This is a genomic window from Kitasatospora sp. NPDC051914 (assembly GCF_040680995.1).
Taxonomy (GTDB): Bacteria; Actinomycetota; Actinomycetes; order Streptomycetales; family Streptomycetaceae; genus Kitasatospora.
In genome coordinates this window covers 14,191-37,760 of the sequence record NZ_JBFAXX010000009.1, presented here as the reverse complement: position 1 = coordinate 37,760, position 23,570 = coordinate 14,191, and the positions used below count along the sequence as shown (strand labels likewise).

The following is a 23,570-nucleotide window of genomic DNA, read 5'->3' as shown; positions in this document are numbered from 1 at the left end:
CACCCATGAGCCCAGTCCTCCCCCGGCGCACCGCGCCCGAGGCCCCCACGCCGACCCCCGCCGCCTCCTCCGAAGCAGCCGCCCCCGAGCAGCCGACCGCCGTCCGGCTGAGCCGGGCCGTGGCCTCCGTCGGCGGCCGCCCGGTGCTGCGCGGCGTCGACCTGACCGTCCGCCCCGGCGAGGTGGTCGCCCTGCTCGGTGCCAACGGCTCCGGCAAGTCCACCACCGTCAAGGCGGTGATCGGCGGCGTGCCGCTGGAGCGCGGGGAGCTGGAACTGTTCGGCACCCCGTTCGGGCGCTTCCGCGCCTGGCAGCGGATCGGCTACGTGCCCCAGCGCACCACCGCCGCCGGCGGCGTGCCCGCGACCGTCCGCGAGGTCGTCTCGACCGGACGGCTGCCGCAGCACCGGCTGCGGCCGTTCCGCCGCGGCGACCGCCTGGCGGTCGACCGGGCGCTGGCCGCGGTCGGCATGCTCGACCGGGCCGAGGACGGCGTGGCCGGTCTCTCCGGCGGCCAGCACCAGCGGGTGCTGATCGCCCGGGCGCTGGTCGGCGAGCCCGACCTGCTGATCATGGACGAGCCGATGGCCGGCGTGGACGTCGCCAGCCAGCAGGTGCTCGCCGACATCCTGCGGCGGGAGGCCGGGCGCGGCTGCGCCGTCCTGCTGGTGCTGCACGAGCTGGGCCCGCTGGAGCCGCTGATCGACCGCGCCGTGGTGCTGCGGGACGGCTGCGTGGCGCACGACGGCCCGCCGCCCGAGGGGGTCGGACAGCACGCGCTGCCCGGCCACGACCACGTCCACCCGCACGCCGACGACACCCACTCGCACACCCGGGGACTGCTCGCATGATCGAGATGCTCGAATTCGACTTCATGCAGCGGGCGCTGATCGCCGCCGTGCTGGTCGGGATCACCGCGCCGGCCGTCGGCGTCTACCTGGTGCAGCGCCGACAGGCGCTGATGGGAGACGGCATCGGGCACGTCGCGCTCACCGGTGTCGGCCTCGGCTTCCTCTTCCAGGCCAACCCGGTCTGGATGGCCGTCCTGGTCTGCGTGCTGGGCGCCGTGGTGATGGAGCTGGTCCGCTCCCGCGGCAACCAGCGCGGCGACATCGCCCTCGCGATGCTCTTCTACGGCGGCATGGCCTGCGGAAAACTGCTGGTCAGCATGAGTGCGCAGGCGGGCAGCGGCAATCTGGAGAGCTACCTGTGGGGCTCCATCCTCACCGTGTCGCCGGGCGATCTCACCACCATCGCCGTGCTGGCGGCGATCGTCGTCGCGGTGACCTTCGGGCTGCGCCGCCAGCTGTTCGCGATCTGCCAGGACGAGGAGTTCGCCCGCGTCACCGGCATCCCCGTGCGGCTGCTGAACCTGCTGCTCGCGGTGATGGCCGCGGTCACCGTCACGGTCGCGATGCGGGTCGTCGGCCTGCTGCTGGTGAGCGCGCTGATGGTGGTGCCGGTGGCGGCGGCGCAGCAGGTGACGCGGTCGTTCCGGGCGACGCAGACCGCGGCGGTCGGGCTGGGCGTCACCGTGGCGGTGCTGGGTGTGGCGGGCTCGTACGAGGCGGACGTGCCGTCCGGCCCGGCGATCGTGCTGCTGGCCATCGCGGCCTTCGCGCTGCTCGGGGCGGTGGCCGGGCCGCTGGCCGGGCGCCGGAACCGCACTTCTCCGGATGCCGGTCCCGAGGTCTGCGACGTGGTGCTGCCGGGCCGGCCGGAGGGTGGGGACGCTGCCGGGTCCGCCCCTGAGGAGGGCCGTGCGACGGTGCCTCCGGCGCGGAACGAGCCCCGCGGGAGCGAGCCTTCGGCGGGCCGGGGGCTGGCACAATGAGGTGCGACAGCATCCCACCCCCTGGAGGACCCACGGTGACCACCGCAGGCCCGACGCCGCGCGCCCGATCCACTCGGCAGCGAGCCGCCGTCTCGGCGGTGCTGGACGAGATCGAGGACTTCCGGAGCGCGCAGGAGCTGCACGACATGCTCAAGCACCGGGGCGACTCGGTGGGCCTGACCACCGTCTACCGGACGCTGCAGTCCCTCGCCGAGGCCGGTGAGGTGGACGTGCTGCGGACGGCCGAGGGCGAGGCGGTCTACCGGCGGTGCAGCAGCGGTCACCACCACCACCTGGTGTGCCGGAGCTGCGGCGCCACCGTCGAGGTCGAGGGCCCGGCCGTGGAGCACTGGGCGAACGCCGTCGCCGCCGAGCACGGCTTCAGCAACATCGCGCACACCCTGGAGATCTTCGGCACCTGCGGGATCTGCGCCCGGAAGGCCTGAACAGGCGAACGGGCCTGCACACGGCACCTGAACGCACGAGAGGCCCGGGTCGGTCGACCCGGGCCTCTCGCATGCATCCGGCAGCAGGTGCGGCCGTCAGCGCTGCGCCGGGACCTCCGCCGCGGCGTCGTCGGCGGCCACCTCGTTGGGGATGGCCCCGCCGAAGCGGCGGTCGCGCCGGGCGTACTGCTCGCAGGCGCGCCACAGGTCGCGGCGGTCGAAGTCCGGCCAGAGCACGTCCTGGAAGACGAACTCGGCGTAGGCGGACTGCCAGGCGAGGAAGTTGGAGGTGCGCTGCTCGCCGCTGGGCCGCAGGAACAGGTCGACGTCCGGCATGTCGGGGTAGTACAGGTACTTGGCGAAGGTCTTCTCGTTGACCTTCTTGGGGTCGAGCCGGCCGGCGGCGACGTCGCGGGCGATGGCCTGCGCGGCGTCGGCGATCTCGGCGCGGCCGCCGTAGTTGACGCAGAAGTACAGCGTCATGGCGGTGTTGTCCTTGGTCTGCTCCTGGGCGACCTGGAGCTCCTGGACGACGCTCTTCCACATCTTCGGCATGCGGCCGGCCCAGCGGATGCGGATGCCCATGGCGTCCATCTCGTCGCGGCGGCGGCGGATGACGTCCCGGTTGAAGTTCATCAGGAACTTCACCTCTTCCGGGGACCGCTTCCAGTTCTCGGTGGAGAAGGCGTAGAGGGAGAGGTTCTTGACGCCGATCTCCAGGCAGCCGCGGAGCACGTCGAGGACGACGCCCTCGCCGACCTTGTGGCCCTCGGTGCGGGGCAGGCCGCGCTCCTTGGCCCAGCGGCCGTTGCCGTCCATCACGCAGGCGACGTGGTTGGGCACCAGGTCAGCCGGGATCTTCGGCGGCCGGGCACCGCTGGGGTGCGGGGCCGGGGACTCGTAGGCCCGCTGCTTGCTGCCGAAGAGCCGTCGTGCTGCCATGCTCATTTCTCCACGTATCTCATCGAGCGGATGCCCCGCTCCAGGTGCCACTGCAGATAGGCGGCCACCAGTCCGCTGCCCTCGCGCCAGTACCGCGGCTCGCAGGAGTCCGCCGTCTGCCAGTCCCCGGACAGCAGTGCGCCGAGCAGGACCAGTGTCTCAGGGGAGGGTACGGCACTTCCAGGGACCCGACAGTCGGCGCACAGCACACCGCCCGCCTGGAGCGAGAAGAAACGGTTCGGACCGGGCAGGCCGCACTTGGCGCAGTCGGTGAAGCTCGCGCCGTAGCCGTTGACCGCGAGCGAGCGCAGCAGGAAGGCGTCGAGCACCAGGTGCGACTCGTGCTCCCCCGCGGCGAGCGTGCGCAGGCCGCCGACCAGCAGCAGGTACTGCTGGACGGCCGGCTCGCCCTCGTTCTCGGCGAAGCGCTCGGCGGTCTCCAGCATGGCCGTGCCGGCGGTGTAGCGGGCGTAGTCGCCGACGATCCGGCCGCCGTACGGGGCGATGGTCTCGACCTGGGTGCACAGCGGCAGGGAGCGGCCGACCAGGTCGCTGCCGCGGCTGAAGAACTGGACGTCGACGTGCGAGAACGGCTCCAGCCGGGCGCCGAACTTCGACTTGGTGCGGCGCACCCCGCGGGCGACCGCGCGCACCCTGCCGTGCTGGCGGGTGAGCAGGGTGATGATCCGGTCGGCCTCGCCGAGCTTCTGGGTGCGCAGCACCACGCCGTCGTCGCGGAACAGACTCATGCGGCGGCACTCCGGGCGACGGCGGCGGGCAGTATGGGCATCCCCCCATTCTCGCGCACGCCGGGCGGGCCGGGGGCGGCGTGTCGCGGGCAGCCGTGAGCCCGCACCGGGGGCCGGGGGTTGCCCAGTCGGTGCGGGTCACAGCGGGCCCGGGAGGGGGAGTCGGGCCCGGTCGAGGGGCGTCACGGATCGGGCACGTGCCGGCGGCAGCGGTGTCGGAACCAGCAGGGGGTTGGGAGCAGCAGGGGCGTCGGTGCCGGCCGGGCCGGAACGGTTCAACGCGGCGCGCGGGTGGCCGCCTCCAGCAGGTCCTCGACCTGCGGGGGGCCGAGCCGCAGGCAGCGCCCGACGGCGGCCAGCGCGGCCCGCTCCTGCGGCAGGTAGCCGCCGTCCGCGAGGGCGATCCAGGCACCCTGCATGACCAGCCGCTCGCGGCCGGCGGGGGCCAGGTGCGGGGCGAGCGGTTCGAGGGCGGCGTGGAGTTCGATGGCGAGGCCGCCGGCGCCGCTGGCGGCGGTGTCGTCGACGTCCTGGGGTTCGCCGCTGCTGCGGCCGGTGAGGGCGGCGAGCGAGGCGAGGACCTGGGCCTCGCCGCAGTCGTCGAAGCCCGCCTCGCGGATGACGGCGCAGGCCGCGTCCCGGCCGGCCCGGCTGCCGGCGCCGCCGGCGGCGAGCACGGCGAGGGCGACGGTGTACTGGGCGTCGCGGAGCATCGCCGCGAGCCGGACGGAGGTGAGCTGCTCCAGCGCCTCGACGCCGTAGCGGCCGTGGCAGCTGGTGCACTGCACGCTGCCGATCACCGGGCCGAGCGGCAGCACCGGGGTGCCGAGCAACCGCAGCCACCGCCGGCCGTGCTGGCGGCGGTAGTTGCGGTCGCCGCCGCAGCCCGGGCAGAAGAAGTCACCGAGGACGTCTGTCCGCCAGCGAGGACGGACACCCCACAACCCTGTCACGGCGCCACTCCCCAGACATGGCAGGCGGCCTGCACATCTGCGGGCAGGTCACGCGACCGGACTCCGCGGGTCGTCCCACCGACCCCGGTTCCGGTGCGTCGATGTTGCCACGGTTAAGGGCACGTGTCAGCACCCCGAACGGGTGCCGGGGCGAAAAAATGTGGCGCAGGACACACGCCCCGCTACGGCCCGGGAACGGCCCCGGAACGCGGCGAGGCGCCACCCCTGCGGGTGACGCCTCGCGCGTGTCGTCCGGCCGGGTCAGCCGCGCTGCGCCCGGTTGACGGCGCTGACCAGGGCCTTCAGCGAGGCCAGCACGGTGTTGCCGTCGATGCCGACGCCCCACAGCACCTTGCCGTCGACGGCGCACTCGACGTAGGCGGCGGCCTGGGCGTCGCCGCCCTCGCTCAGCGCGTGCTCGGCGTAGTCCAGGACGCGGACGTCCAGGCCGATGCCGGCCAGGGCGTCGACGAAGGCGGAGACCGGGCCGTTGCCGGAGCCGGTCAGCGCGGTGCGCTCGCCGTCCACCACGGCCTCGGCGTGCAGCACGTCGCGGCCGTTCTCGGTGGTCAGGCTGCGCGGGCCGTCCAGCGAGATGCGGCCCCACGCGTTGTCCGGGGTCGGCAGGTACTCGTCCTGGAAGACCGCCCAGATCTCGGCCGGGGTGACCTCGCCGCCCTCGGCGTCGGTCTTCGACTGGATGTTCTTCGAGAACTCGATCTGCATCCGGCGCGGCAGGTCCAGCTTGTGGTCGTTCTTCAGGACGTACGCGATGCCGCCCTTGCCGGACTGGCTGTTGACCCGGATCACGGCCTCGTAGGAGCGGCCGACGTCCTTGGGGTCGATGGGCAGGTAGGGGACGCCCCAGGTGTACTCGGAGACCGGGACGCCGGCGGCGGCCGCGTCGGCCTCCAGCGCGTCGAAGCCCTTCTTGATCGCGTCCTGGTGCGAGCCGGAGAAGGAGGTGTAGACCAGGTCGCCGGCGTAGGGGTGGCGCTCGGCGACGCCCATCTGGTTGCAGTACTCGGCGGTGCGGCGGATCTCGTCGATGTCGGAGAAGTCGATCATCGGGTCGACGCCCTGCGAGAACAGGTTCATGCCGACGTTGACCAGGTCCAGGTTGCCGGTGCGCTCGCCCTGGCCGAACAGGCAGCCCTCGACGCGGTCGGCGCCGGCCATCACCGCCAGCTCGGCGGAGGCCACGCCGGTGCCGCGGTCGTTGTGCGGGTGGGTGGACAGGCAGACGAACTCGCGGCGGGACAGGTTCCGCGACATCCACTCGATCTTGTCGGCGTAGACGTTCGGGGTGGACCGCTCGACGGTGGTCGGCAGGTTCAGGATGATCTCGCGGCCCTCGCCGGGCTGCCAGACGTCCATGACCGCCTCGCAGACCTCCAGGGCGAAGTCCAGCTCGGTGTCGATGAAGATCTCCGGCGAGTACTCGTAGCCCAGGACGGTCTCGTCGCCCAGGATCTTCTCGGCGTACTCCATCACCAGGCGGGTGCCGTCCACGGCGATCGCCTTGATGTCGTCCTTGCTGCCCTTGAAGACCACCCGGCGGAACAGCGGCGAGGTGGCGTTGTACAGGTGGACGGTGGCCCGCGGCGCGCCCTTCAGGGACTCCACGGTGCGCTCGATCAGGTCCTCGCGGGCCTGGGTCAGCACCGAGATGGTGACGTCCTCGGGGATCGCGTTCTCCTCGATCAGGGAGCGCACGAAGGCGAAGTCGGTGGCGCCGGAGGACGGGAAGCCGACCTCGATCTCCTTGTAGCCCATGCGCACCAGCAGGTCGAACATCTTGCGCTTGCGGGCGGGCGACATCGGGTCGATCAGGGCCTGGTTGCCGTCCCGCAGGTCGGTGGACAGCCAGCGCGGGGCCTGCGTGATGACCTTGCTCGGCCAGGTGCGGTCCGGCAGGTCGACGGTGCCGAAGGGTACGTAGCGGTGGAACGGCATCCCGGAGGGCTTCTGCTGAACCGTGTTCGCCGTGATCGGGGTGGGGCGGTCGATGAACGCGCGGGCGACGGACGACTGCTCGGTCATGGGGTGACTCTCGGCTTCCATGTCGATTGCGGGCTGATCGGGGCTAGGACACCCGAACTCGGCCGACTGGTGTGCCGCATCCAGAAAAGGGCGCAACACGACTCCCCGCGGCGAGGGAATCGGCCTCCGATGGACTTACAGGCCCTCGCCGCGGCAGCTAAGAAGAAGCAGCCCGTAACGCATGATGCTCCCCAGCGTAACCCAGCCCATCGGGCACACGAAGTGAAGCCCGCCACGATTCCACCCACTGAGACAGTTCGATTTCTGCAGGGGTGGTGACATCTCGTCATGCATGCGTCACCCTGGGCGACATGGCTGCGACTTCAACGTCCCCGTTCTGCGCCATCGTCCCGCCCCACATCCTCGACCGGCTCGCCGAGCTGGGCCATGCGCCGGCCCGCCGCTCGGTCGTCCTGGACTCCGCCCTGCGCGAGCAGCGGCTGCTGGCCGCGGCCCCCACCGCCGTGGTGCAGCGGCTGGTGCGCACGGTCGCCGACGCCGGACACGACGAGATCCTGCCCGGCCGCACCGTCCGCTCCGAGGGCGGCGGCCCGGTCGCCGACGACTCCGCGAACCGCGCCTACGACGGTCTCGGCGCCACCTACGCGCTCTTCCGCGAGGTGTACGGCCGCGCCTCGATCGACGACGCCTGGATGCCGCTGGACGCCACCGTCCACTACGGCGACCGCTACGACAACGCCTTCTGGAACGGCAGCCGCATGGTCTTCGGCGACGGGGACGGCGAGATCTTCGTCGACTTCACCGTCTGCCTGGACGTCATCGGCCACGAACTCGCCCACGGCGTCACACAGTTCACCGCCGACCTGGAGTACCGGGACCAGTCCGGGGCACTCAACGAATCCGTCTCCGACGTCTTCGGCTCACTGGTCAAGCAGTACGCGCTCGGCCAGACCGCCGACCAGGCCGACTGGCTGATAGGCGCCGGGCTGCTCGCCCCCGGCGTGCGCGGCGTCGCCCTGCGCTCGATGAAGGCCCCCGGCACGGCGTACGACGACGACCGGCTCGGCACCGACCCCCAGCCCGGACACATGGACGGCTACGTCCGCACCCGCCGCGACAACGGGGGCGTGCACATCAACTCCGGCATCCCCAACCGCGCCTTCCACCTGGCGGCCACCGCCCTCGGCGGCCACGCCTGGGAGGGCGCCGGGCGGATCTGGTACGACACCCTCACCAGTGGCCGGCTCGCCCCGAACACCGGTTTCGCCGCCTTCGCCCGCGCCACCGTCGCCACCGCGAGCTCCCACTACCCCGCGTACACCCGGGTCGCGGACGCCGTCGCCGACGCATGGGCACAGGTCGGTATCACCACAACCTGAGGGAGGGGTGGACTCTGTGAAAGACCTCGGAAAAGACCGTCCTGCGTAGCACACTGACAACCATGCGTATCCAGGTCACCAGGACCGGCGGCTTCGCCGGCCACGCCCAGCACGCCGAGCTGGACACCGCCGAGCGCCCGGACGCGCCGCACGTGCACGCGCTGGCCCGCGAGGCCGTGGCCGGCGGGCTGCGCGCCCCCACGTACGGCGTGCCCGACGGATTCCACTACGAGATCACGGTCGACGGCCGCACCGTCTACTGCGCCGACCCGAAGCTCAGCGACTCCCAGCGCGAACTGGTCGGGCTGGTCCTCCGCGAAGGCGCCTGACTCCCCGGCCCACCGCACGCCGATCGCACACGCCGACCGGCCCGCCCCGGCCGTCGGCCTCAGCGGCGGCCCTCGAAGCGGACGAAGTCCCGGCCGCGCGGCCCGGCCTGCGCGAACAGCGACTGCCCGACCGCCGTGTCGGGGGCGCCGACCACCGCGCACAGCCGGCGCAGCACCTCCTCGCCGCTCGGCCGGCTGCCGTCCGGCGCGGGGTCGTTGCGGACCGCGGCGAGCGCGGCGGCGTCCCGCAGTCCGGTCTTCTGCGCGATCTTCGCGCAGTACGCGTCCCAGTCCGCACGGTGGGCGGCGTACTCGGCCGGGTCCGCCGGCGGCGTCCAGTCGGCGGACCAGCCCAGCTCGCGGTAGCCGCCGCCGGAGTAGCAGGCGGTGGCGGAGGCGCAGCGGCCGTCGTCCTCCAGCAGCCAGACGGCGGCCTTCACCTCGAAGGCGAGGTCCCAGGCCGGGTCGAGCAGCCGGGAGCGGGAGATCCGGCCGAACCGCGGCTTCGGCGGGTCGAAGAGGACCGCCGTGCCGCCGTCCGCCCCCGGGTAGAGGTAGCCGCCGAGCTTGGAGCGGCCGAGGGCCGCCCGGACCCGGTCGGGGTGGACGGCGGTGACGGCGGCGTACGTGGGCACGGCGGTACTCCTCGGAACGGTGGAACTAGTGGAAGGGGCGAGGGCGTGTCTTACGGATCCTGGCGGGCCCGGCAGGATCCGAAGACACGCCCCGGGGCTCAGTCGGCCGGGCGGAAGGCGGAGGCCGGGTAGCGCAGCTGCCCGGGCACGGCGGCGTCGACCGCGTCGACGGCCGGGCCGATGCCCGCCCACAGCTCCGGCACCACCGGGATCACGCAGGTGTCGCGGCCGAACACGACCCGGCCCGGGCCGCGCATCTCCACACCCACCACCTCGGTGAAGGGCACGTGGTGCACCGTGCCGTCGGGCTCGCGCGCCCACAGCCCGCGGCCGTCGACCGCGAGGCGGGCCCGGCGGGCGTCCGAGGAGCGCAGCCGGTCGACCAGCGGTGGGCGGAAGACCTTTGCGCCGGGCGGGAGTTCGCCCTCGGTGCCGCAGGCCCGGCGGGGCAGCGGGCGGCCGTCCGGCAGCTTCGGGTCGACCTCGGTGCCGCAGGGGACGACGAGCAGCACGGTCTCCAGTGCGGCGGCGAAGGCCTGCCGCACCTCGTCCGGCGTCACCTTCTCCAGGACGGCGAGGCGGGTCTGCGGGTCCTGGTAGGTGCCGCCGAAGAGCAGGGCGCCGGCGGCCTCGCCGAGTTCGCAGGTGGTGGAGCGCGGGTCCTGGTAGACCTCCCGCAGCTCGGCGATCTCCTCGGCGAGCTCGTCCTCGGTCGGGCACTCCCGGGCCAGGCGGAGGGCCTCCTCCCAGAGGAGTTCGGCGACCCGCTGCTCCTGGCCCTCGCGGGCGTCCAGGCAGAGGGTGCGCTCGCCGTGGCCGGGCCCGGCGAGGACGGCGTCGCCGCCTACGTCGTAGGAGAGGCCGTGCCGGTGCCGGACGGTGTCGCGCAGGCGCTGGGAGAGCAGCTTGCAGGCGAGCTGCAGCGCAGGGTCGTCGAGGTCGCCGTGCAGGGCGAGGCCGGGGCCGGGCACGTCCTCCTCGCGCCAGGACGGGCCGGTGCGCAGGACGGGCAGGGCGGCGCTGCGGTCGGGCCGTTCGCCGTCGGGCAGCGGCAGGCGCAGGTCCGCGGGGGGCGGGCCGGTCAGGACGAGGACGGCGTTGCCGCGGTGGAAGAAGCGGTCGACGGCCTCCTGCACCGCCTCGACCGGGATGCGGTCGGCGCCCGGGCCGCGGTAGGCGGCGAGGCCGAGGCCCTGGACCCCGTAGCGGTGGGAGAGCAGTTCGGCGGTGGCGGGGTCGGCCACCCGGCCGTCCTCGGCCGCCAGCACGCCGGCCTCCTGCTCGATCCGCTCCAGCGGCAGCGCGGTGAGCGCCTCGCAGACCGCGGCCAGGAAGGCGACGACCTGCTCGGGCCGGCCGGTGCAGGTGAACTGGGTGGTCAGCAGGTCGACGGAGGCGTTGTGTTCGTGGTGCAGCCTCGGCAGGGTGCTCATCGCCAGGTGCTCGACCATGTGGGTCGTGCCCAGCGTGCGCAGGGTTTCGTCCTGCACGCCGCAGCCGAACATGAGGACCGCTTCCAGCGGTCCGGGCGCATCCGCCCACAGAACGGGTATACCGCCGATGACCTCGTGATTCACCGGCCGATCATAAATGGAATCAGGCCGTCCTCTTGTGACGATTTGATGACGAAGCACGTGCCGGGCGCTCAGCCGAAGCGGCCGTTGACGTAGTCCTCGGTGCGGCGGTCGGTCGGGGTGCTGAACATGGCGGCGGTCGGGCCGTGCTCGACGATGCCGCCGGGGGTGCCCTGTTCGGCGAGGAAGAAGGCGCACCGGTCGGACACCCGCTGCGCCTGCTGCATGTTGTGGGTGACGATCACGATGGTGACCTCCGCGACGAGTTCGCGGATGGTCCGCTCGATCCGCCGGGTGGAGGTGGGGTCGAGGGCGGAGCAGGGCTCGTCCATCAGCAGCACCTTGGGGCGGACGGCGAGCGAGCGGGCGATGCACAGGCGCTACTGCTGTCCGCCGGAGAGGGCGCCGCCGGGCTGGCGGAGCCGGTCGAGGTCGGCGCCGAGCTTGGCGGTGCCGAGCCCGGTGCCGGCGGCGAGGGTGCGGGCGGACTTCAGGCCGAACGCGCCGCGGGCGCCGACCAGGCTGTACTGGCACTCGCGCTGCCGGCGGTAGGCGCGGGTGGAGCAGGCGACGGTCGCGCCGTCCAGGTCGAGGCGCCAGCGCCAGAGCTGGCCGTGGTCGACCGGGGCGACGGAGGGCCGGCCGCGGTCCAGTCCGAGCCGCAGCCGTTCGATGGCGGCGAGGCAGTCGGTGACGTCGCGGAAGGGTTCACCGCCCTGGCCGAGATGGCGGTTGTTCGCGCCGAGCAGCCGCCAGACGGCGTCACCGCGTGCAGCGCCCGGCCCGGCGGGTCTGCTGACGATCAGGAACCTCGGTTGTCCCATGCCCGTTCTTCGCCTTCCGGAGCGCTCGTCGACCGGAAGAGACCGTCTCGGTCCCCGGGGGATGACCGGGTGCCGAGACATGAAGGGCGGACACGGGGCATGTGAACGGACGGTGCGCGATCCCTCCACGACTTGCACACCGTCCGTACACCGCCGATGACCGGCCCGGGAACGGGGACGGGCGGACGCGCCGAAGGCCCGCAGGCGGCTGCCTGCGGGCCTTCGGGGGTGCCGGGTGCCCCTGGTCGGTCAGAAGCCGAGCTTGCGGAGCTGCTTCGGGTCGCGCTGCCAGTCCTTGGCGACCTTGACGTGCAGGTCGAGGTAGACCGGGGTGCCCAGCAGCGCCTCGATGTGCTTGCGGGCGGTGGTGCCGACGTGCTTGAGCCGCGAGCCCTTGGCGCCGATGACGATCGCCTTCTGGCTCTGCCGCTCGATGTAGACGTTGGCGTGGATGTCCAGCAGCGGCCGGTCGGCGGGCCGGCCCTCGCGCGGCAGCATCTCCTCGACGACCACGGCGAGCGAGTGCGGCAACTCGTCCCGGACGCCCTCCAGGGCGGCCTCGCGGATCAGCTCGGCCACCATGATCTGCTCGGGCTCGTCGGTCAGGTCGCCGTCCGGGTAGAGCGGCTGGCCCTCCGGGAGGAGCTTGGTGATCAGGTCGGCCACCAGGCCGACCTGCTGGTCGCCCACCGCGGAGACCGGGATGATCTCGGCCCACTCGATGCCGAGCTCCTCACCCAGCTGGTGGACGGCGATGAGCTGCTCGGCCAGCCGCTTGGAGTCGACCAGGTCGGTCTTGGTGACGACGGCGACCTTGGGCGTCTTGCGGATCTCGGCGAGCTCCTTGGCGATGAACTTGTCGCCGGGGCCGAGCTTCTGGTCGGCGGGCAGGCAGAAGCCGATCACGTCGACCTCCGCCCAGGTGGTGCGGACGAGGTCGTTGAGCCGCTCGCCGAGCAGCGTACGGGGCTTGTGCAGGCCGGGCGTGTCGACCAGGACGAGCTGCGCGTCCGGCCGGTGCACGATGCCGCGCACGGTGTGCCGGGTGGTCTGCGGTCGGTCGGAGGTGATCGCGACCTTCGTCCCGACCAGGGCGTTGGTCAGGGTCGACTTGCCCGCGTTGGGACGGCCGACGAAGCACGCGAACCCGGAGCGGTACGGGGAGGAAGGGGCATTCATGGCCACCATTCTCCCTGATCACCCGGGCCCGGACGGACGCCGCCCGGCGGCGGCGGTCAGCCGCTCTTCCTGCCGCCGGTCATCGCGCCGACCAGGACCACCACCAGGAGGACAAGCGAGCCGATCAGCCAGTACGGCGACCCGGTCTCCCGCCAGCGGCCGAAGCCCATCACGGTGAGCAGCAGCCCGGCGAAGAACGCCAGTACGCCCATGTCCCCTCCCCTGCACGACCCCGTGCACCGATCCTGCGCGCCGGGACGGCGACGCCCGGACGGCCCCGCGCCCCCCGCCGGACCGGTCATCAGACTATCGGGCGCGGCCGGCCCGGCGGGCGGGTCTCAGCGCGCTTCGGCGCGGGTGCGCAGGACGGCGTCGGGGCCGGCCAGCAGCACCGGGGTGCCGGCGCCGCCGAGGTCCCGGACGGCCGCCAGGTCGGCCTCGGCGGGCTCGTCCGCCTCCCCGACCACGGCGGCCGCCTCCAGGCCCTTGGCGCCGCTGGCCACGGCCATCGCCACGGCGGTCTGCAGCGCGCTGAGGCGCAGCGACTCCAGCGCCACGGTGCCGGCCGTGTAGGTTCGGCCGGTCTCGTCGCGCACCGCGGCACCCTCCGCCACGCCGTTGCGGGCGCGGACGGAACGGGCCAGCGTGATGAGCTTCTTGTCCTCGGGGTCCAGTTCGGTGATCTCACTCATGGGCCCTGAGCATAGGCGGGCGGGCCCCCGCCGTCCGCGCCGGACCGCGGGGCGGACACCCGCCCGCCCGTTCAGCCGTCGGCCTCCCCCAGCAGCGAGCCCCGGCCGGCCGGGGCGAAGAGCGCCAGGGCCTCGTCGACGCGCCGCAGCGCGTCGGCGTCCAGGGTGATCCCGGCCGCCGCGGTGTTCTCGGCGATGTGGCCGGGCGTCCGGCTGCCCGGAATGGGCACCACGTGCTCGTCCTGATGCAGCAGCCAGGCCAGCGCCAGCTGCCCGGGGGTGAGCCCGAGGTCGGCGGCGATGCCCCTGAGCGGGGCGTAGCGGTCGTTGTTGGCCTGCAGGTTGGCCTCGTCGAAGCGCGGGATGTGCCGGCGGAAGTCGTCGTCGCCGAGCCGCCTGACGGTGCCGGTGAGGAACCCGCCGCCGAGCGGGCTCCAGGCGACCAGGCCGACGCCGAGTTCGCGGGCGGCGGCCAGCAGCTCCGGGTCGACCGGCTGCCACATCGACCACTGGGTCTGGACGGCGGCCACCGGGTGGACGGCGTGGGCGGCGCGCAGCTGGGCGGCGGTCACGTTGGAGAGCCCGAGGTGGCGGACGAGCCCGGCCCCGACGAGGTCGGCGACGGCGCCGACGGTGTCCTCGAAGGGCACCTGCGGGTCGGGGAAGTGCGGGTAGTACAGGTCGATGACGTCGGTGCGGAGGTTGCGCAGCGACTGCTCGGCGTAGCCGCGCACGTACTTCGGCTCGGCGTTGACGGCGAGCTCGCCGAAGGCGTAGCCGACCGGGAAGCCGTGCGGCTCGGCGCCCTCCGGGATGCGGAAGCCGAACTTGGTGGCGATCACCACCTCGTCGCGGCGGCCGGCCACCGCCCGGCCGACCAGGGCCTCGTTGTGGCCGTCGGCGCCGTAGCCGTCGGCGGTGTCGATCATCGTGGCGCCGGCGTCCAGCGCGGCGTGCAGTGCGGCGGTGCCGCGGTCGTCGTCGGTCTCCCCGTACATGCCGGGCGAGAGCACCATGGCTCCGAAGCCGACGGGTGCGGTCGTCAGGCCGCCGAGCGAGCGCTCGCTCATCCGGTCCCCCTCGTGGTCGCGTGCGGACCGTTCGACGCTGCCGCGGATCTGACGGGCAGTCAAGTGCATTCCGCACCCCGGACGGGTGCCGGGCAGGGCGGGGCCGGGACCGCGGCGCGGCGGTCCCGGCCCGCGGGGTGGCGGCTCAGTGGCCGACCGGGTTGGGCGGTCCGGGCTTGAGCACCTTGACCAGGGTCTGCGGCCCGTCGGGCGCGGTCTGCGGCCCGCTGTGGCGCTGGCGCCAGTACGGGTTGTCCTGCGGCAGATGGCTGCTCACTCTGCCGTACATGCCGAAGGTGACGACGACGAAGCCGAAGGCGAAGCTGAAGATGACGTTGGGGATCTGGAACGCCAGCCGGTTGGCCGTGCTGTCGAGCACCATCAGGCCGACGAAGCCGGCGAGGATGAACACCACACCGACGATCATGTTGAGCGTGGACGCGAAGTTCCCTCCGATCACGGCGCCGATGATCAGGATGCCGCCGACCACGATCGACAGCACGCTGAGCGCGCCGTTGCTGGACAGCCCCAGCGTCTCCTTGCCGTCCGTGTCGAAGAACCCCACGGTGTCGAAGAGTCCGAGGATGCCGAAGACCACCAGGAACACGCCGCCGAGACCGGCGCCCCAGCGGTAGACCTGGGCGAGCTTGTGGTCCACGGGAAGTTCGTCTTGCAGTTTCATCGCTGCCTCCCGCCGTGCGTCAGCCGTGGCCGTGGTAGTCGCGGTGATAGGGGATCTCGTGCAGGTAGAGCGAGCCGCACTGCTGGCAGGTCCGCAGTCCCGTCCCCCAGTCCGTCTCCGGCCTGGTCTCGGCATCGGGTTCGATCTTGGCGCCGCACATGCCCTCGCTGGGGTTGGCGGTCCGGACGATGTGCCACCTGCTCACCTCGCCGGACGGACCCGCCGGGCCGTACTCCGCGCGCAGTTGGTGCGTCATACCCTCCATGGTGCAAACGTCCGGGCACGCCCGGCAAACGCGGCACGGCACCTCTTCGCACGAACGGCCTCCGTCGAGGGCGGTCGGCGGCACCACCAGGGGCGGCCCCGCGCCCCTGGTGGTACCTGCCTAGTGGTCGGCGAGGGCGTCCTCGGCGTCGGCGTCGGCGCGGACGGGGGCGGCGACCAGGGTGTCGATGCGGTTGCGGCGCCCGGCGGAGCTCTCGGCGTTCAGGCGGATCGCCACCAGGTCGGTGGCCGTCTCGTCCGGGACGGGGATGTCGCAGGAGGAACCCGGGATCGGCACCCGCCCGAGGTGCTTGGCGAGCAGGCCGCCGACGGTCTCGACGTCCTCGTCCTCCAGCTCCAGGCCGAACAGCTCGCCGAGGTCCTCGACCAGCAGGCGGGCGGTGATCCGGTACGAGCCGTCGCCGAGGTCCTCGACCGGGGCGATCTCCCGGTCGTACTCGTCGGTGATCTCGCCGACGATCTCCTCCAGGATGTCCTCGATGGTGACCAGGCCGGCGGTGCCGCCGTACTCGTCGATGACGATCGCCACGTGCGAGCGCATCTGCTGCATCTCGCGCAGCAGGTCGCCGGCCGGCTTGGAGTCGGGGACGAAGACGGCCGGCCGCATGACGGTGCCGACCTGCTCGGACTCGGCCTCCCGGTTGACGTGGGTGCGCCGCACCAGGTCCTTGAGGTAGACGATGCCGACCACGTCGTCCTCGTTGTCGCCGACCACCGGGATGCGGGAGAAGCCGGAGCGCAGCGCCAGGGTGAGCGCCTGCCGGACGCTCTTGTGCCGCTCGATCATCACCAGGTCGGTGCGCGGCACCATCACCTCGCGGACGATGGTGTCGCCCAGCTCGAAGACGGAGTGCACCATGCGGCGCTCCTCGTCCTCGATCAGGTCGTCCTTCTCGGCGAGGTCGACCAGCGCGCGCAGCTCGGCCTCGGAGGCGAACGGGCCCTCCTTGTAGCCCTTGCCCGGGGTGAGCGCGTTGCCGACGAGGATCAGCATCTTGGGAATGGGCCCGAGGATGCGGGCCAGCGGCAGCAGCACGAAGGAGGCGGCGGTCGCCGTGGTCAGCGGGTGCTGGCGGCCGATGGTGCGCGGCGAGACGCCGACCGCGACGAAGGACACCAGCACCATCACGGCGATCGCCGAGAGCACGGCCTGCCAGGTCTTGTCGACGTTCCGGACGAAGACCACGGTGACCAGGACGGCCGCCGCCATCTCGCAGGCCACCCGGATCAGGGTGGCCAGGTTGAGGTAGCGGATCGGGTCGGTGGCCACGGTCAGCAGCCGGGCGGACCCCTTCCGGCCCGCCCGGACGGCCTCCTCGGCACGGAACCGGGACACCCGGGAGATGCCGGCCTCGGCGCACGCCGCGAGCCAGCCGACCACCACCAGCAGCAGAGCCCCGACGAGGAAGCTCGTACTATCACCACTCACGGACGGCCGGCCTCAGTGGGTGGTCGGCGCCGGGGAGATCCCGGACAGGCCGCGGCCGGAGCGCCAGTCGTCCAGGATGCGCTTCTGCAGCCCGAACATCTCCCTCTCCTCGTCCGGCTCCTCGTGGTCGTAACCGAGGACGTGCAGCACGCCGTGCACGGTGAGCAGCTGCAGCTCCTCGTCCATGGAGTGCTGCGAGGGCGCGGCCTTGCCCTGCTGCTGGGCGACCTCGGGGCAGAGCACGATGTCGCCGAGCAGGCCCTGCGGCAGCTCCTCGCCCTCCTTGCCGGGGCGCAGCTCGTCCATCGGGAAGGACATCACGTCGGTGGGCCCGGGCAGGTCCATCCACTGGACGTGCAGTTCCGACATCGCGTCGCTGTCGACGAGGATGACGGAGAGCTCGGACTGCGGGTGGATCCGCATCTTGTCGAGGGCGTAGCGGGCGACGTCGAGGATGGCTTCCTCGTCGACGTCCCACCCGGACTCGTTGGCGATGTCGATCGACATGGAGGGCTTGTGACTCAGCTTTCGGTGCGATGGGACTGGCGCGGGGCACGGGCGCCCCGGCGCTGGACGGGTTTGCGGGCGGGCGCGGTGTCGTCGGCCTCCTGCTGGGCGTCCCAGCGCTCGTAGGCGTCGACGATCCGGCCGACCAGCTTGTGCCGCACCACGTCGGTGCTGGTCAGCACCGAGAAGTGGATGTCGGGCACGTCGGCGAGGATCTCCTGGACGACCTTGAGGCCGCTGCGGGTGCCGCCGGGCAGGTCGATCTGGCTGGTGTCTCCGGTGACCACCACGCGGGAGTTGAAGCCGAGCCGGGTCAGGAACATCTTCATCTGCTCGGGCGAGGTGTTCTGGGCCTCGTCGAGGATGATGAAGGCGTCGTTGAGGGTGCGGCCGCGCATGTACGCGAGCGGCGCGACCTCGATGGTGCCGGCGGCCATCAGCCGGGGGATGGAGTCCGGGTCCATCATGTCGTGCAGCGCGTCGTAGAGCGGGCGCAGGTACGGGTCGATCTTCTCGTAGAGGGTGCCGGGCAGGAAGCCCAGCCGCTCCCCCGCCTCGACGGCCGGCCGGGTCAGGATGATCCGGTTGACCTCCTTGGCCTGCAGGGCCTGCACGGCCTTGGCCATGGCCAGGTAGGTCTTGCCGGTGCCGGCGGGGCCGAGGCCGAAGACGATGGTGTGCTTGTCGATCGCGTCGACGTAGCGCTGCTGGTTGAGCGTCTTGGGGCGGATCGTGCGGCCCCGGTTGGACAGGATGTTCGCCGTGAACACCTCGGAGGGCGCCGGGTGGCCCGGCTCCTCGGCGGCGCTCCTGAGCATGGCGATGGAGCGCTCCACGGCGTCCTCCGTCAGGGGTTGGCCGGTGCGCAGCACCAGCATCATCTCGTTGAAGAGCTGCTCGACCAGCCTGACCTCGGAGCGGTCTCCGGTGGCCGTCACCTCGTTGCCGCGCACATGGATGTCGGTCTGCGGAAAGCCCTGCTCGATCACTCGCAGGAGCGAGTCGGCGGCACCCAGCAGAGTCACCATCGGGTGCTTCTCAGGGATCACGATCCGGGTGCTGGCCTCCGCCTCGCGGCGCGGCTGTCCGTTGGTACGGGTCTGCGGTGTGTCACTCATGGGTCGGCGCGCGGCCTGCCTCATCCCCATCCGTCGTCTCGGGGTGCAGCTCGGGGTCTCCGAGGTCACCAGGGTACGCCGCACGGGCCCTCCGCCGGAGGGCAGGGGCGGTGCGGCACCGCCCGCGGCGGCCGGATTCGATGGTGGGCCACTCGTCCGGACCACGCGAATGGTTTTCCGCTCCGAGGTGTCCCATCAGGGGTGTCCCGTGCCCCTACGACCGGCGGCGGGGGACCGGGATGCGGGCCAGGTCCTCCGCGACGACGATCTCGCCGTCGAAGTGCTTGCGGGCCTCGGCGAGGTGCTGGTCGAGGACCGGGTAGCGCTGCGAGAAGTGGGTGAGGACGAGGGTGCGGACGCCGGCCGCGGCGGCGACCCGGGCGGCCTGGGTGGCGGTGAGGTGCCCGTGCTCGCCGGCGAGGTGGGCGTCGGCGTCCACGAAGGTGGCCTCGATGACCAGCATGTCGACGCCTTCGGCGAGTTCTCCGACGCCGTCGCAGAGCCGGGTGTCCATGACGAAGGCGAAGCGCTGGCCGGGGCGGGTCACGCTGACCTCGTCCAGGGTGACGGTGCGGCCGTCGACCTCGATCCGGCCCTGCTGCTGGAGGGTGCCGACGGCGGGGCCGCGCAGGCCGAGGGCGGCGAGGCGCTCCGGCAGCATCCGGCGGGAGTCCGGTTCGGCGAGGCGGTAGCCGAACGACTCCACCGGGTGCGACAGCCGGACGGCGGACAGCTCGAAGGGGGCGCCGGGCGCCGGCAGCGGGCCGGGGTCGAGGATCGGGCGCTGCCGGAGTTCGGCCGTCTCGTGGAAGGCGGAGGCGTACCGCAGCCGGTCGAAGAAGACCTGGCCGGAGGCCGGGTAGTAGGCGTCCACCGGGTGCGGGACGCGGTCGAGGTTGATCCGCTGGACGACGCCGGCGAGCCCCAGGCAGTGGTCGCCGTGGAAGTGGGTGACGGCGATCCGGGTGATCTGGGTGGCGGAGACCCCGGCGTGCAGCATCTGCCGCTGGGTGCCCTCGCCCGGGTCGAAGAGCAGGCCCTCGCCGTCCCAGCGCAGCAGGTAGCCGTTGTGGTTGCGGTGCCGGGTGGGCACCTGGCTGGCGGTGCCGAGGACGACGAGTTCGCGCTGGGACACCTCAGACCATGCCCTCGCGCAGCTGCACGCCGCCGAGCACGTGCACGTGGGCGTGGAAGACGGTCTGGCCGGCGCCGGAGCCGGTGTTGAAGATCATCCGGTAGCCGTGGCCGTCGATCTTCTCGTCCTCGGCGACCCGGCCGGCCTCGACGAGGAGCTCGGCGGTGATCTCCGGTTCGGCGGCGGCGAGCGCGGCCGCGTTCGGGTAGTGCACCTTCGGGATGACCAGCACGTGGGTCGGCGCCTGCGGGTGGATGTCGCGGAAGGCGACGGTGCGCTCGGTCTCCCGCACGACGGTCGCCGGGATCTCCCCCGCCACGATCTTGCAGAACAGGCAGTCGGGCTGGGCCTCGCCGGCCATGGCGTTCTCCTTGCGGTGGTGCTGGTCCTTCTGACGGTCCGCAGCCTAGGGCATCCGCCGTGGCCCTGAGGGCAGCGGCCGCCCCGGGGCGCGGGGAGGGAGGCTCCCCGTGCCCCGGGCACGGCCGGGCCTGCCGCTACAGCTCCGGGATCGCCGGCGGGGTCTTCGCCGGCCGCTCGGCGAGCGCCTCCAGCGCCAGCCGGACGCCCTCGGCGAGCTGCGGGTCGCGGCCGTCCGCCCAGTCCTGCGGCGCGCAGTCCACCACCACGTCCGGGTCGACGCCGTGGTTCTCCACGCCCCAGCCGTAGCCCTCCAGCCAGAAGGCGTACTTGGGCTGGGTGACGGACGTGCCGTCGACCAGCGCGTACTTGCTGTCGATGCCGATGACGCCGCCCCAGGTGCGGGTGCCGACCACCGGGCCGATGCCGAGCGCCTGGATCGCCGCGTTGACGATGTCGCCGTCGGAGCCGGAGAACTCGTTGGCGAGCGCCACCACCGGGCCGCGCGGGGCGTCCCCGGGGTACGGCTCGGGGTTGGCCAGGTCGCGGCCGCGGTCCCAGCCGACGATCCGCCGGTTGAGCTTCTCGACGATCAGCTGGGAGGTGTGGCCGCCGCGGTTCTCCCGCAGGTCGACGACGACGCCCTCGCGGGCCAGCTCGACCCGCAGGTCGCGGTGGAGCTGCGCCCAGCCGGAGGAGACCATGTCGGGCACGTGCAGGTAGCCGAGCCGACCGCCGGAGCGCTCGCGGACCTCGGCGCGGCGGCCGGCCACCCAGTCGTGGTAGCGCAGCGCCTCGTCGTCGGCGAGCGGGACGACCACCGGGTGGCGGTGGACGCCGTCCTTGCCGGCCACGGTGAGCTCGACCGGCTGGCCGGCGGTGCCCGCGAGGAGCGGGGCCGGGCCGGTGACCGGGTCGACCGGGCGGCCGTCCACGGCGAGGACGGCGTCGCCGGGGCGGACGGCGGCGCCGGGGGCGGCCAGCGGCGAGCGGGCCCGCGGGTCGGAGGACTCGCCGGGCAGGATGCGCCCGATCCGCCAGAGGTCGCCGTCGCGGACGAGGTCGGCGCCGAGCAGGCCCTGCCGGCGGGCGGACTCGGTGCCGCGGCCGGGCGGGGTGACGTAGGCGTGCGAGGTGCCGAGTTCGCCGACGGTCTCCCACAGCAGGTCGACCAGTTCGTCGTGGCTGCCGAGGCGCTCCACCAGCGGGCGGTAGCGCTGCAGGACGCCGGCCCAGTCGACGCCGTTCATGTCGGCGCGCCAGAAGTTGTCCCGCATGATGCGGCCGTTCTCGTCGAACATCTGCCGCCACTCGGCGGCCGGGTCGACGGTGACCCGGACCCGGGCGAGGTCGACGTCGACCTCGTCGTCCTCGCCGGCCTTCTGGTCGGCGGGGACGATCCGCAGCCGGGACTCGTCCAGCACCGCCAGCCGGGAGCCGTCGCCGCTGACCGCGTAGCCGTCCAGGGCGCCGACCAGCTCCTCGGCGCGGCGCTTCTTGAAGTCGAAGCGCTCCAGCACCGGGCGGGGGTGGTCCTCCTCCAGCGAGGCCGCGGTGTCGCCGAGCTCGCCGAGCAGCGGCAGCCGCGTCCAGACCACGCCCTCCTTGGTGGCCCTCAGGCTGCCGAAGGAGCCGCCCTCGACCGGGAAGGGGAGGATGCGGTCGGCGATGCCCTCCAGGTCGACCCGGGTGGCGGCGGGGGCGCCGTCCTCGGTGTCCGCGCCCTCCTTGGCGTCCTTGCCGGACGGCCTGCCGTCCTCCTCCTCGCCGCCGACCGGGCGGCCGGCCCGCTGCGGGCCGAACGGCGACGGGGTGTCGGCGGCCAGGGTGATCAGGTAGGGGCGGCAGCCGGTCGGGAACGACAGGTCGAAGGAGTGCGCGTCGTAGACCGGGTCGAAGCTGCGCACCGACAGGAAGGCCAGGTGCTTGCCGTCGGAGGTGAAGGCCGGCGCGTAGTCGACGAACCGCTGCTGGGTGGCCTCGCTGACGCTGCGGCTGGTCAGGTCGGCGAGCATGATCTGGCGCAGCGACCAGGCGCCGAGCGCCGGGCTGGACCAGGCCAGCCAGTTGGAGTCCGGGCTGAAGACCAGGCCGGTGGCCTCGCCGTTCTCGCTGCGGGCGAGCTCGTGCACGGTGCCGTCGGAGAGCGCGACGAGCAGCACCCGGCCGTCGTGCGAGGCGACGGCGAGCTGCCGGCCGTCCGGCGAGACGGCCAGGTCGAGGACCCGGCCGAGGCCGCCCGCGGCCAGCCGGCGCCGGTCGGCGGCGAGCACCGCGGGCGCGTACTCGAGCGCGTCGTCGCCCTCGGCGTCGGTGACCCAGACGGCGCCCTGGGTGCCGTCGGCGCCGGGCACCACGCGGGCGAGGCGGGCGCGGGCGCCGGGGGTGGCGTCCAGCACCCGGGCCGGGCCCTCACGGTGCGTCAGCCAGTGCACGGTGCCGCGGACGACGACCGCGCTGGCCCGGCCGGTGCGGTCCGGGGCGACGGCGTCGAGCCGGCCGGCGGCCGAGACCGGGTGCGGCTGGCGGCGGGTGCGCGGACCGGCGAGCCGGACGTCCAGGCGGCGCGGTTCGGCGCCGTCCAGGTCGTCGAGCAGCCAGAGGTCTCCCCCGCTGTGCCAGACCACCCGGGTGCCGTCGGTGGTGGCGTTGCGGGCGTAGAACCCGCCGTCGCTGTGCCGGCGCAGGTCGGAGCCGTCGGGGAGGCTGGAGTACAGCTGCCCGGTGCCCTCGTGGTCGGAGAGGAAGGCGATCCTGGAGCCGTGGGGCCCGCCGACCCACAGCGGCGACTCGATGTTGCCGTCCAGGCCGGTGTGCAGCCGCTCGAAGTCCCGCTCGCCGATCCACAGCTTGCCGGTGGTGCCGCCGCGGTAGCGCTTCCAGTGCGCGGGCTCCCGGCTGAAGGCCGACAGCAGCAGCACGCGGTCGCCCTCCGGCTCGAAGGCGAGCCCGCCGACCGGCCCGTACGGCAGCCGGGCCGGCTCGCCGCCGTCCAGCGGGACGGCGAAGGCCCAGGTGCGGCGCAGGGTGGCCTGGCCGGCGGTGGTGACGGCGACCGGGCGGCCGTCGGCCGTCCAGCCGCGCAGCGCGGTGCGGGCGCTGCCCCAGTGGGTGAGCCGCCGGGAGGGGCCGCCGTCGGCGGGGGCGACGTGGATCTCCGGTGCGCCGTCCCGGGTGGACGTCCAGGCGACGTGCCTGCCGTCCGGCGAGAAGCGCGGGTGGCTGACCGGCGTCTGGTCCGCCGTCAGCCGCCAGGCCCGGCCGCCGTCCAGCGGAGCGAGCCAGACGTCGTCCTCGGCGACGAAGGCGACCAGGTCGCCGTGCAGGTGGGGGTGGCGCAGGTAGGCGCCCTGGGAGGTGCTCTGCGGTTCGGTCACAGCAGCACCCTAGGCACCGCCGCGCCACCCCGCAGGGGGTTTCTTCTTGAGCGTACGAACCCGGCGC

23 protein-coding genes and 1 pseudogene are annotated in these 23,570 nt (G+C 73.2%); 5 read left to right on the top strand and 19 right to left on the bottom strand.

Features of this window, described 5'->3' with window-relative positions; all coding sequences use genetic code 11:
* Window positions 1–5: 5 nt before the first annotated feature.
* Genes AB0M03_RS08430 through AB0M03_RS08420 form a run of 3 tightly spaced genes read left to right on the top strand, consistent with a single transcriptional unit; the run spans window position 6 to window position 2,280 of the window.
* Window positions 6–851, top strand: coding sequence for a metal ABC transporter ATP-binding protein (locus AB0M03_RS08430; protein WP_363489833.1), 846 nt, complete (start codon window positions 6–8; stop codon window positions 849–851).
* Complete coding sequence (locus tag AB0M03_RS08425) at window positions 851–1,834, top strand: metal ABC transporter permease (protein ID WP_363490052.1); 984 nt, start codon at window positions 851–853, stop codon at window positions 1,832–1,834. The genes AB0M03_RS08430 and AB0M03_RS08425 overlap by 1 nt, the downstream gene beginning before the upstream one ends.
* A gap of 35 nt (window positions 1,835–1,869) precedes the next feature.
* A complete protein-coding gene (locus tag AB0M03_RS08420) occupies window positions 1,870–2,280 on the top strand; it encodes a transcriptional repressor (RefSeq protein ID WP_363489831.1) in 411 nt (136 codons plus the stop codon).
* A gap of 96 nt (window positions 2,281–2,376) precedes the next feature.
* Here the strand turns inward: AB0M03_RS08420 and AB0M03_RS08415 are convergent, their stop codons facing one another.
* The 4 genes from AB0M03_RS08415 to leuA all read right to left on the bottom strand — a co-directional run bounded on the left by AB0M03_RS08415 (window position 2,377) and on the right by leuA (window position 6,967).
* The gene (locus AB0M03_RS08415) at window positions 2,377–3,222 is read right to left on the bottom strand and encodes an isoprenyl transferase (RefSeq protein ID WP_363489829.1); all 846 of its coding nucleotides are present in this window, start codon (window positions 3,220–3,222) and stop codon (window positions 2,377–2,379) included.
* Window positions 3,223–3,224: 2 nt separating this feature from the next.
* Window positions 3,225–3,971 (bottom strand): DNA repair protein RecO, encoded by a 747-nt coding sequence (recO, locus tag AB0M03_RS08410; protein ID WP_363489827.1) that lies wholly within the window; start codon window positions 3,969–3,971, stop codon window positions 3,225–3,227.
* A 275-nt stretch (window positions 3,972–4,246) separates the two neighbouring features.
* Entirely contained in the window at window positions 4,247–4,924 is a 678-nt protein-coding gene (locus AB0M03_RS08405; protein ID WP_363489825.1) for a TerB family tellurite resistance protein, read from the bottom strand.
* Window positions 4,925–5,185: 261 nt separating this feature from the next.
* Window positions 5,186–6,967, bottom strand: a complete 1,782-nt coding sequence (gene leuA, locus AB0M03_RS08400) for a 2-isopropylmalate synthase (RefSeq protein WP_363489823.1) — start codon at window positions 6,965–6,967, stop codon at window positions 5,186–5,188.
* A 311-nt stretch (window positions 6,968–7,278) separates the two neighbouring features.
* On the opposite strand from leuA, the gene AB0M03_RS08395 reads away from it, so the two are divergent.
* Both AB0M03_RS08395 and AB0M03_RS08390 read left to right on the top strand, forming a co-directional pair.
* On the top strand, window positions 7,279–8,307 hold the full coding sequence (locus tag AB0M03_RS08395) for a M4 family metallopeptidase (RefSeq protein WP_363489821.1): 1,029 nt from the start codon (window positions 7,279–7,281) through the stop codon (window positions 8,305–8,307).
* 62 nt (window positions 8,308–8,369) lie between these two features.
* Window positions 8,370–8,636 (top strand): protealysin inhibitor emfourin, encoded by a 267-nt coding sequence (locus AB0M03_RS08390; protein WP_363489819.1) that lies wholly within the window; start codon window positions 8,370–8,372, stop codon window positions 8,634–8,636.
* A gap of 59 nt (window positions 8,637–8,695) precedes the next feature.
* On the opposite strand, the gene AB0M03_RS08385 is transcribed toward AB0M03_RS08390, so the two are convergent.
* From AB0M03_RS08385 to AB0M03_RS08315, 15 genes and pseudogenes are all read right to left on the bottom strand, one after another.
* Window positions 8,696–9,271 carry a hypothetical protein gene (locus tag AB0M03_RS08385; protein WP_363489817.1) on the bottom strand — a complete coding sequence of 192 codons (576 nt, stop codon included), beginning with the start codon at window positions 9,269–9,271 and terminating at the stop codon, window positions 8,696–8,698.
* Window positions 9,272–9,369: 98 nt separating this feature from the next.
* Entirely contained in the window at window positions 9,370–10,848 is a 1,479-nt protein-coding gene (locus tag AB0M03_RS08380; protein ID WP_363489815.1) for an insulinase family protein, read from the bottom strand.
* 68 nt (window positions 10,849–10,916) lie between these two features.
* A pseudogene (locus AB0M03_RS08375) lies at window positions 10,917–11,279 on the bottom strand (ATP-binding cassette domain-containing protein); the annotation flags it as partial.
* 639 nt (window positions 11,280–11,918) lie between these two features.
* The gene (era, locus tag AB0M03_RS08370; RefSeq protein WP_363489813.1) at window positions 11,919–12,848 is read right to left on the bottom strand and encodes a GTPase Era; all 930 of its coding nucleotides are present in this window, start codon (window positions 12,846–12,848) and stop codon (window positions 11,919–11,921) included.
* 56 nt (window positions 12,849–12,904) lie between these two features.
* Window positions 12,905–13,060, bottom strand: coding sequence for a hypothetical protein (locus AB0M03_RS08365; RefSeq protein WP_363489811.1), 156 nt, complete (start codon window positions 13,058–13,060; stop codon window positions 12,905–12,907).
* 126 nt (window positions 13,061–13,186) lie between these two features.
* Window positions 13,187–13,540, bottom strand: a complete 354-nt coding sequence (locus AB0M03_RS08360) for a cytidine deaminase (RefSeq protein WP_363489809.1) — start codon at window positions 13,538–13,540, stop codon at window positions 13,187–13,189.
* Between the two features lie 71 nt (window positions 13,541–13,611).
* Window positions 13,612–14,610 carry an aldo/keto reductase gene (locus tag AB0M03_RS08355; protein ID WP_363490050.1) on the bottom strand — a complete coding sequence of 333 codons (999 nt, stop codon included), beginning with the start codon at window positions 14,608–14,610 and terminating at the stop codon, window positions 13,612–13,614.
* Between the two features lie 145 nt (window positions 14,611–14,755).
* Window positions 14,756–15,292 carry a DUF4383 domain-containing protein gene (locus tag AB0M03_RS08350; RefSeq protein WP_363489807.1) on the bottom strand — a complete coding sequence of 179 codons (537 nt, stop codon included), beginning with the start codon at window positions 15,290–15,292 and terminating at the stop codon, window positions 14,756–14,758.
* Between the two features lie 19 nt (window positions 15,293–15,311).
* Complete coding sequence (locus tag AB0M03_RS08345; protein WP_363489805.1) at window positions 15,312–15,548, bottom strand: hypothetical protein; 237 nt, start codon at window positions 15,546–15,548, stop codon at window positions 15,312–15,314.
* A gap of 129 nt (window positions 15,549–15,677) precedes the next feature.
* Window positions 15,678–17,006, bottom strand: coding sequence for a hemolysin family protein (locus tag AB0M03_RS08340; protein WP_363489803.1), 1,329 nt, complete (start codon window positions 17,004–17,006; stop codon window positions 15,678–15,680).
* Window positions 17,007–17,018: 12 nt separating this feature from the next.
* Window positions 17,019–17,513: an rRNA maturation RNase YbeY gene (gene ybeY / locus AB0M03_RS08335; RefSeq protein ID WP_095874941.1), complete on the bottom strand. Its 495-nt coding sequence runs from the start codon at window positions 17,511–17,513 to the stop codon at window positions 17,019–17,021.
* Between the two features lie 14 nt (window positions 17,514–17,527).
* Window positions 17,528–18,541 (bottom strand): PhoH family protein, encoded by a 1,014-nt coding sequence (locus tag AB0M03_RS08330; protein WP_363490048.1) that lies wholly within the window; start codon window positions 18,539–18,541, stop codon window positions 17,528–17,530.
* A 304-nt stretch (window positions 18,542–18,845) separates the two neighbouring features.
* Window positions 18,846–19,766: a ribonuclease Z gene (locus AB0M03_RS08325; protein WP_363489801.1), complete on the bottom strand. Its 921-nt coding sequence runs from the start codon at window positions 19,764–19,766 to the stop codon at window positions 18,846–18,848.
* Between the two features lies 1 nt (window position 19,767).
* Window positions 19,768–20,127, bottom strand: coding sequence for a histidine triad nucleotide-binding protein (locus tag AB0M03_RS08320; RefSeq protein WP_363489799.1), 360 nt, complete (start codon window positions 20,125–20,127; stop codon window positions 19,768–19,770).
* Between the two features lie 136 nt (window positions 20,128–20,263).
* A complete protein-coding gene (locus AB0M03_RS08315) occupies window positions 20,264–23,503 on the bottom strand; it encodes a PDZ domain-containing protein (RefSeq protein WP_363489797.1) in 3,240 nt (1,079 codons plus the stop codon).
* Between the last annotated feature and the right edge of the window lie 67 nt (window positions 23,504–23,570).

What these genes read in the sequence shown, in the direction of transcription:
- AB0M03_RS08360 (WP_363489809.1), bottom strand. Translation starts at nt 13,540, where the DNA reads ATGAGTGAGATCACCGAACTGGACCCCGAGGACAAGAAGCTCATCACG.
- AB0M03_RS08415 (WP_363489829.1), bottom strand. Translation starts at nt 3,222, where the DNA reads ATGGCAGCACGACGGCTCTTCGGCAGCAAGCAGCGGGCCTACGAGTCC.
- AB0M03_RS08365 (WP_363489811.1), bottom strand. Translation starts at nt 13,060, where the DNA reads ATGGGCGTACTGGCGTTCTTCGCCGGGCTGCTGCTCACCGTGATGGGC.
- AB0M03_RS08345 (WP_363489805.1), bottom strand. Translation starts at nt 15,548, where the DNA reads ATGACGCACCAACTGCGCGCGGAGTACGGCCCGGCGGGTCCGTCCGGC.
- leuA (WP_363489823.1), bottom strand. Translation starts at nt 6,967, where the DNA reads ATGACCGAGCAGTCGTCCGTCGCCCGCGCGTTCATCGACCGCCCCACC.
- AB0M03_RS08320 (WP_363489799.1), bottom strand. Translation starts at nt 20,127, where the DNA reads ATGGCCGGCGAGGCCCAGCCCGACTGCCTGTTCTGCAAGATCGTGGCG.
- AB0M03_RS08430 (WP_363489833.1), top strand. Translation starts at nt 6, where the DNA reads ATGAGCCCAGTCCTCCCCCGGCGCACCGCGCCCGAGGCCCCCACGCCG.
- AB0M03_RS08395 (WP_363489821.1), top strand. Translation starts at nt 7,279, where the DNA reads ATGGCTGCGACTTCAACGTCCCCGTTCTGCGCCATCGTCCCGCCCCAC.
- recO (WP_363489827.1), bottom strand. Translation starts at nt 3,971, where the DNA reads ATGAGTCTGTTCCGCGACGACGGCGTGGTGCTGCGCACCCAGAAGCTC.
- AB0M03_RS08390 (WP_363489819.1), top strand. Translation starts at nt 8,370, where the DNA reads ATGCGTATCCAGGTCACCAGGACCGGCGGCTTCGCCGGCCACGCCCAG.
- AB0M03_RS08350 (WP_363489807.1), bottom strand. Translation starts at nt 15,292, where the DNA reads ATGAAACTGCAAGACGAACTTCCCGTGGACCACAAGCTCGCCCAGGTC.
- era (WP_363489813.1), bottom strand. Translation starts at nt 12,848, where the DNA reads ATGAATGCCCCTTCCTCCCCGTACCGCTCCGGGTTCGCGTGCTTCGTC.
- AB0M03_RS08355 (WP_363490050.1), bottom strand. Translation starts at nt 14,610, where the DNA reads ATGAGCGAGCGCTCGCTCGGCGGCCTGACGACCGCACCCGTCGGCTTC.
- ybeY (WP_095874941.1), bottom strand. Translation starts at nt 17,513, where the DNA reads ATGTCGATCGACATCGCCAACGAGTCCGGGTGGGACGTCGACGAGGAA.
- AB0M03_RS08330 (WP_363490048.1), bottom strand. Translation starts at nt 18,541, where the DNA reads ATGGTGACTCTGCTGGGTGCCGCCGACTCGCTCCTGCGAGTGATCGAG.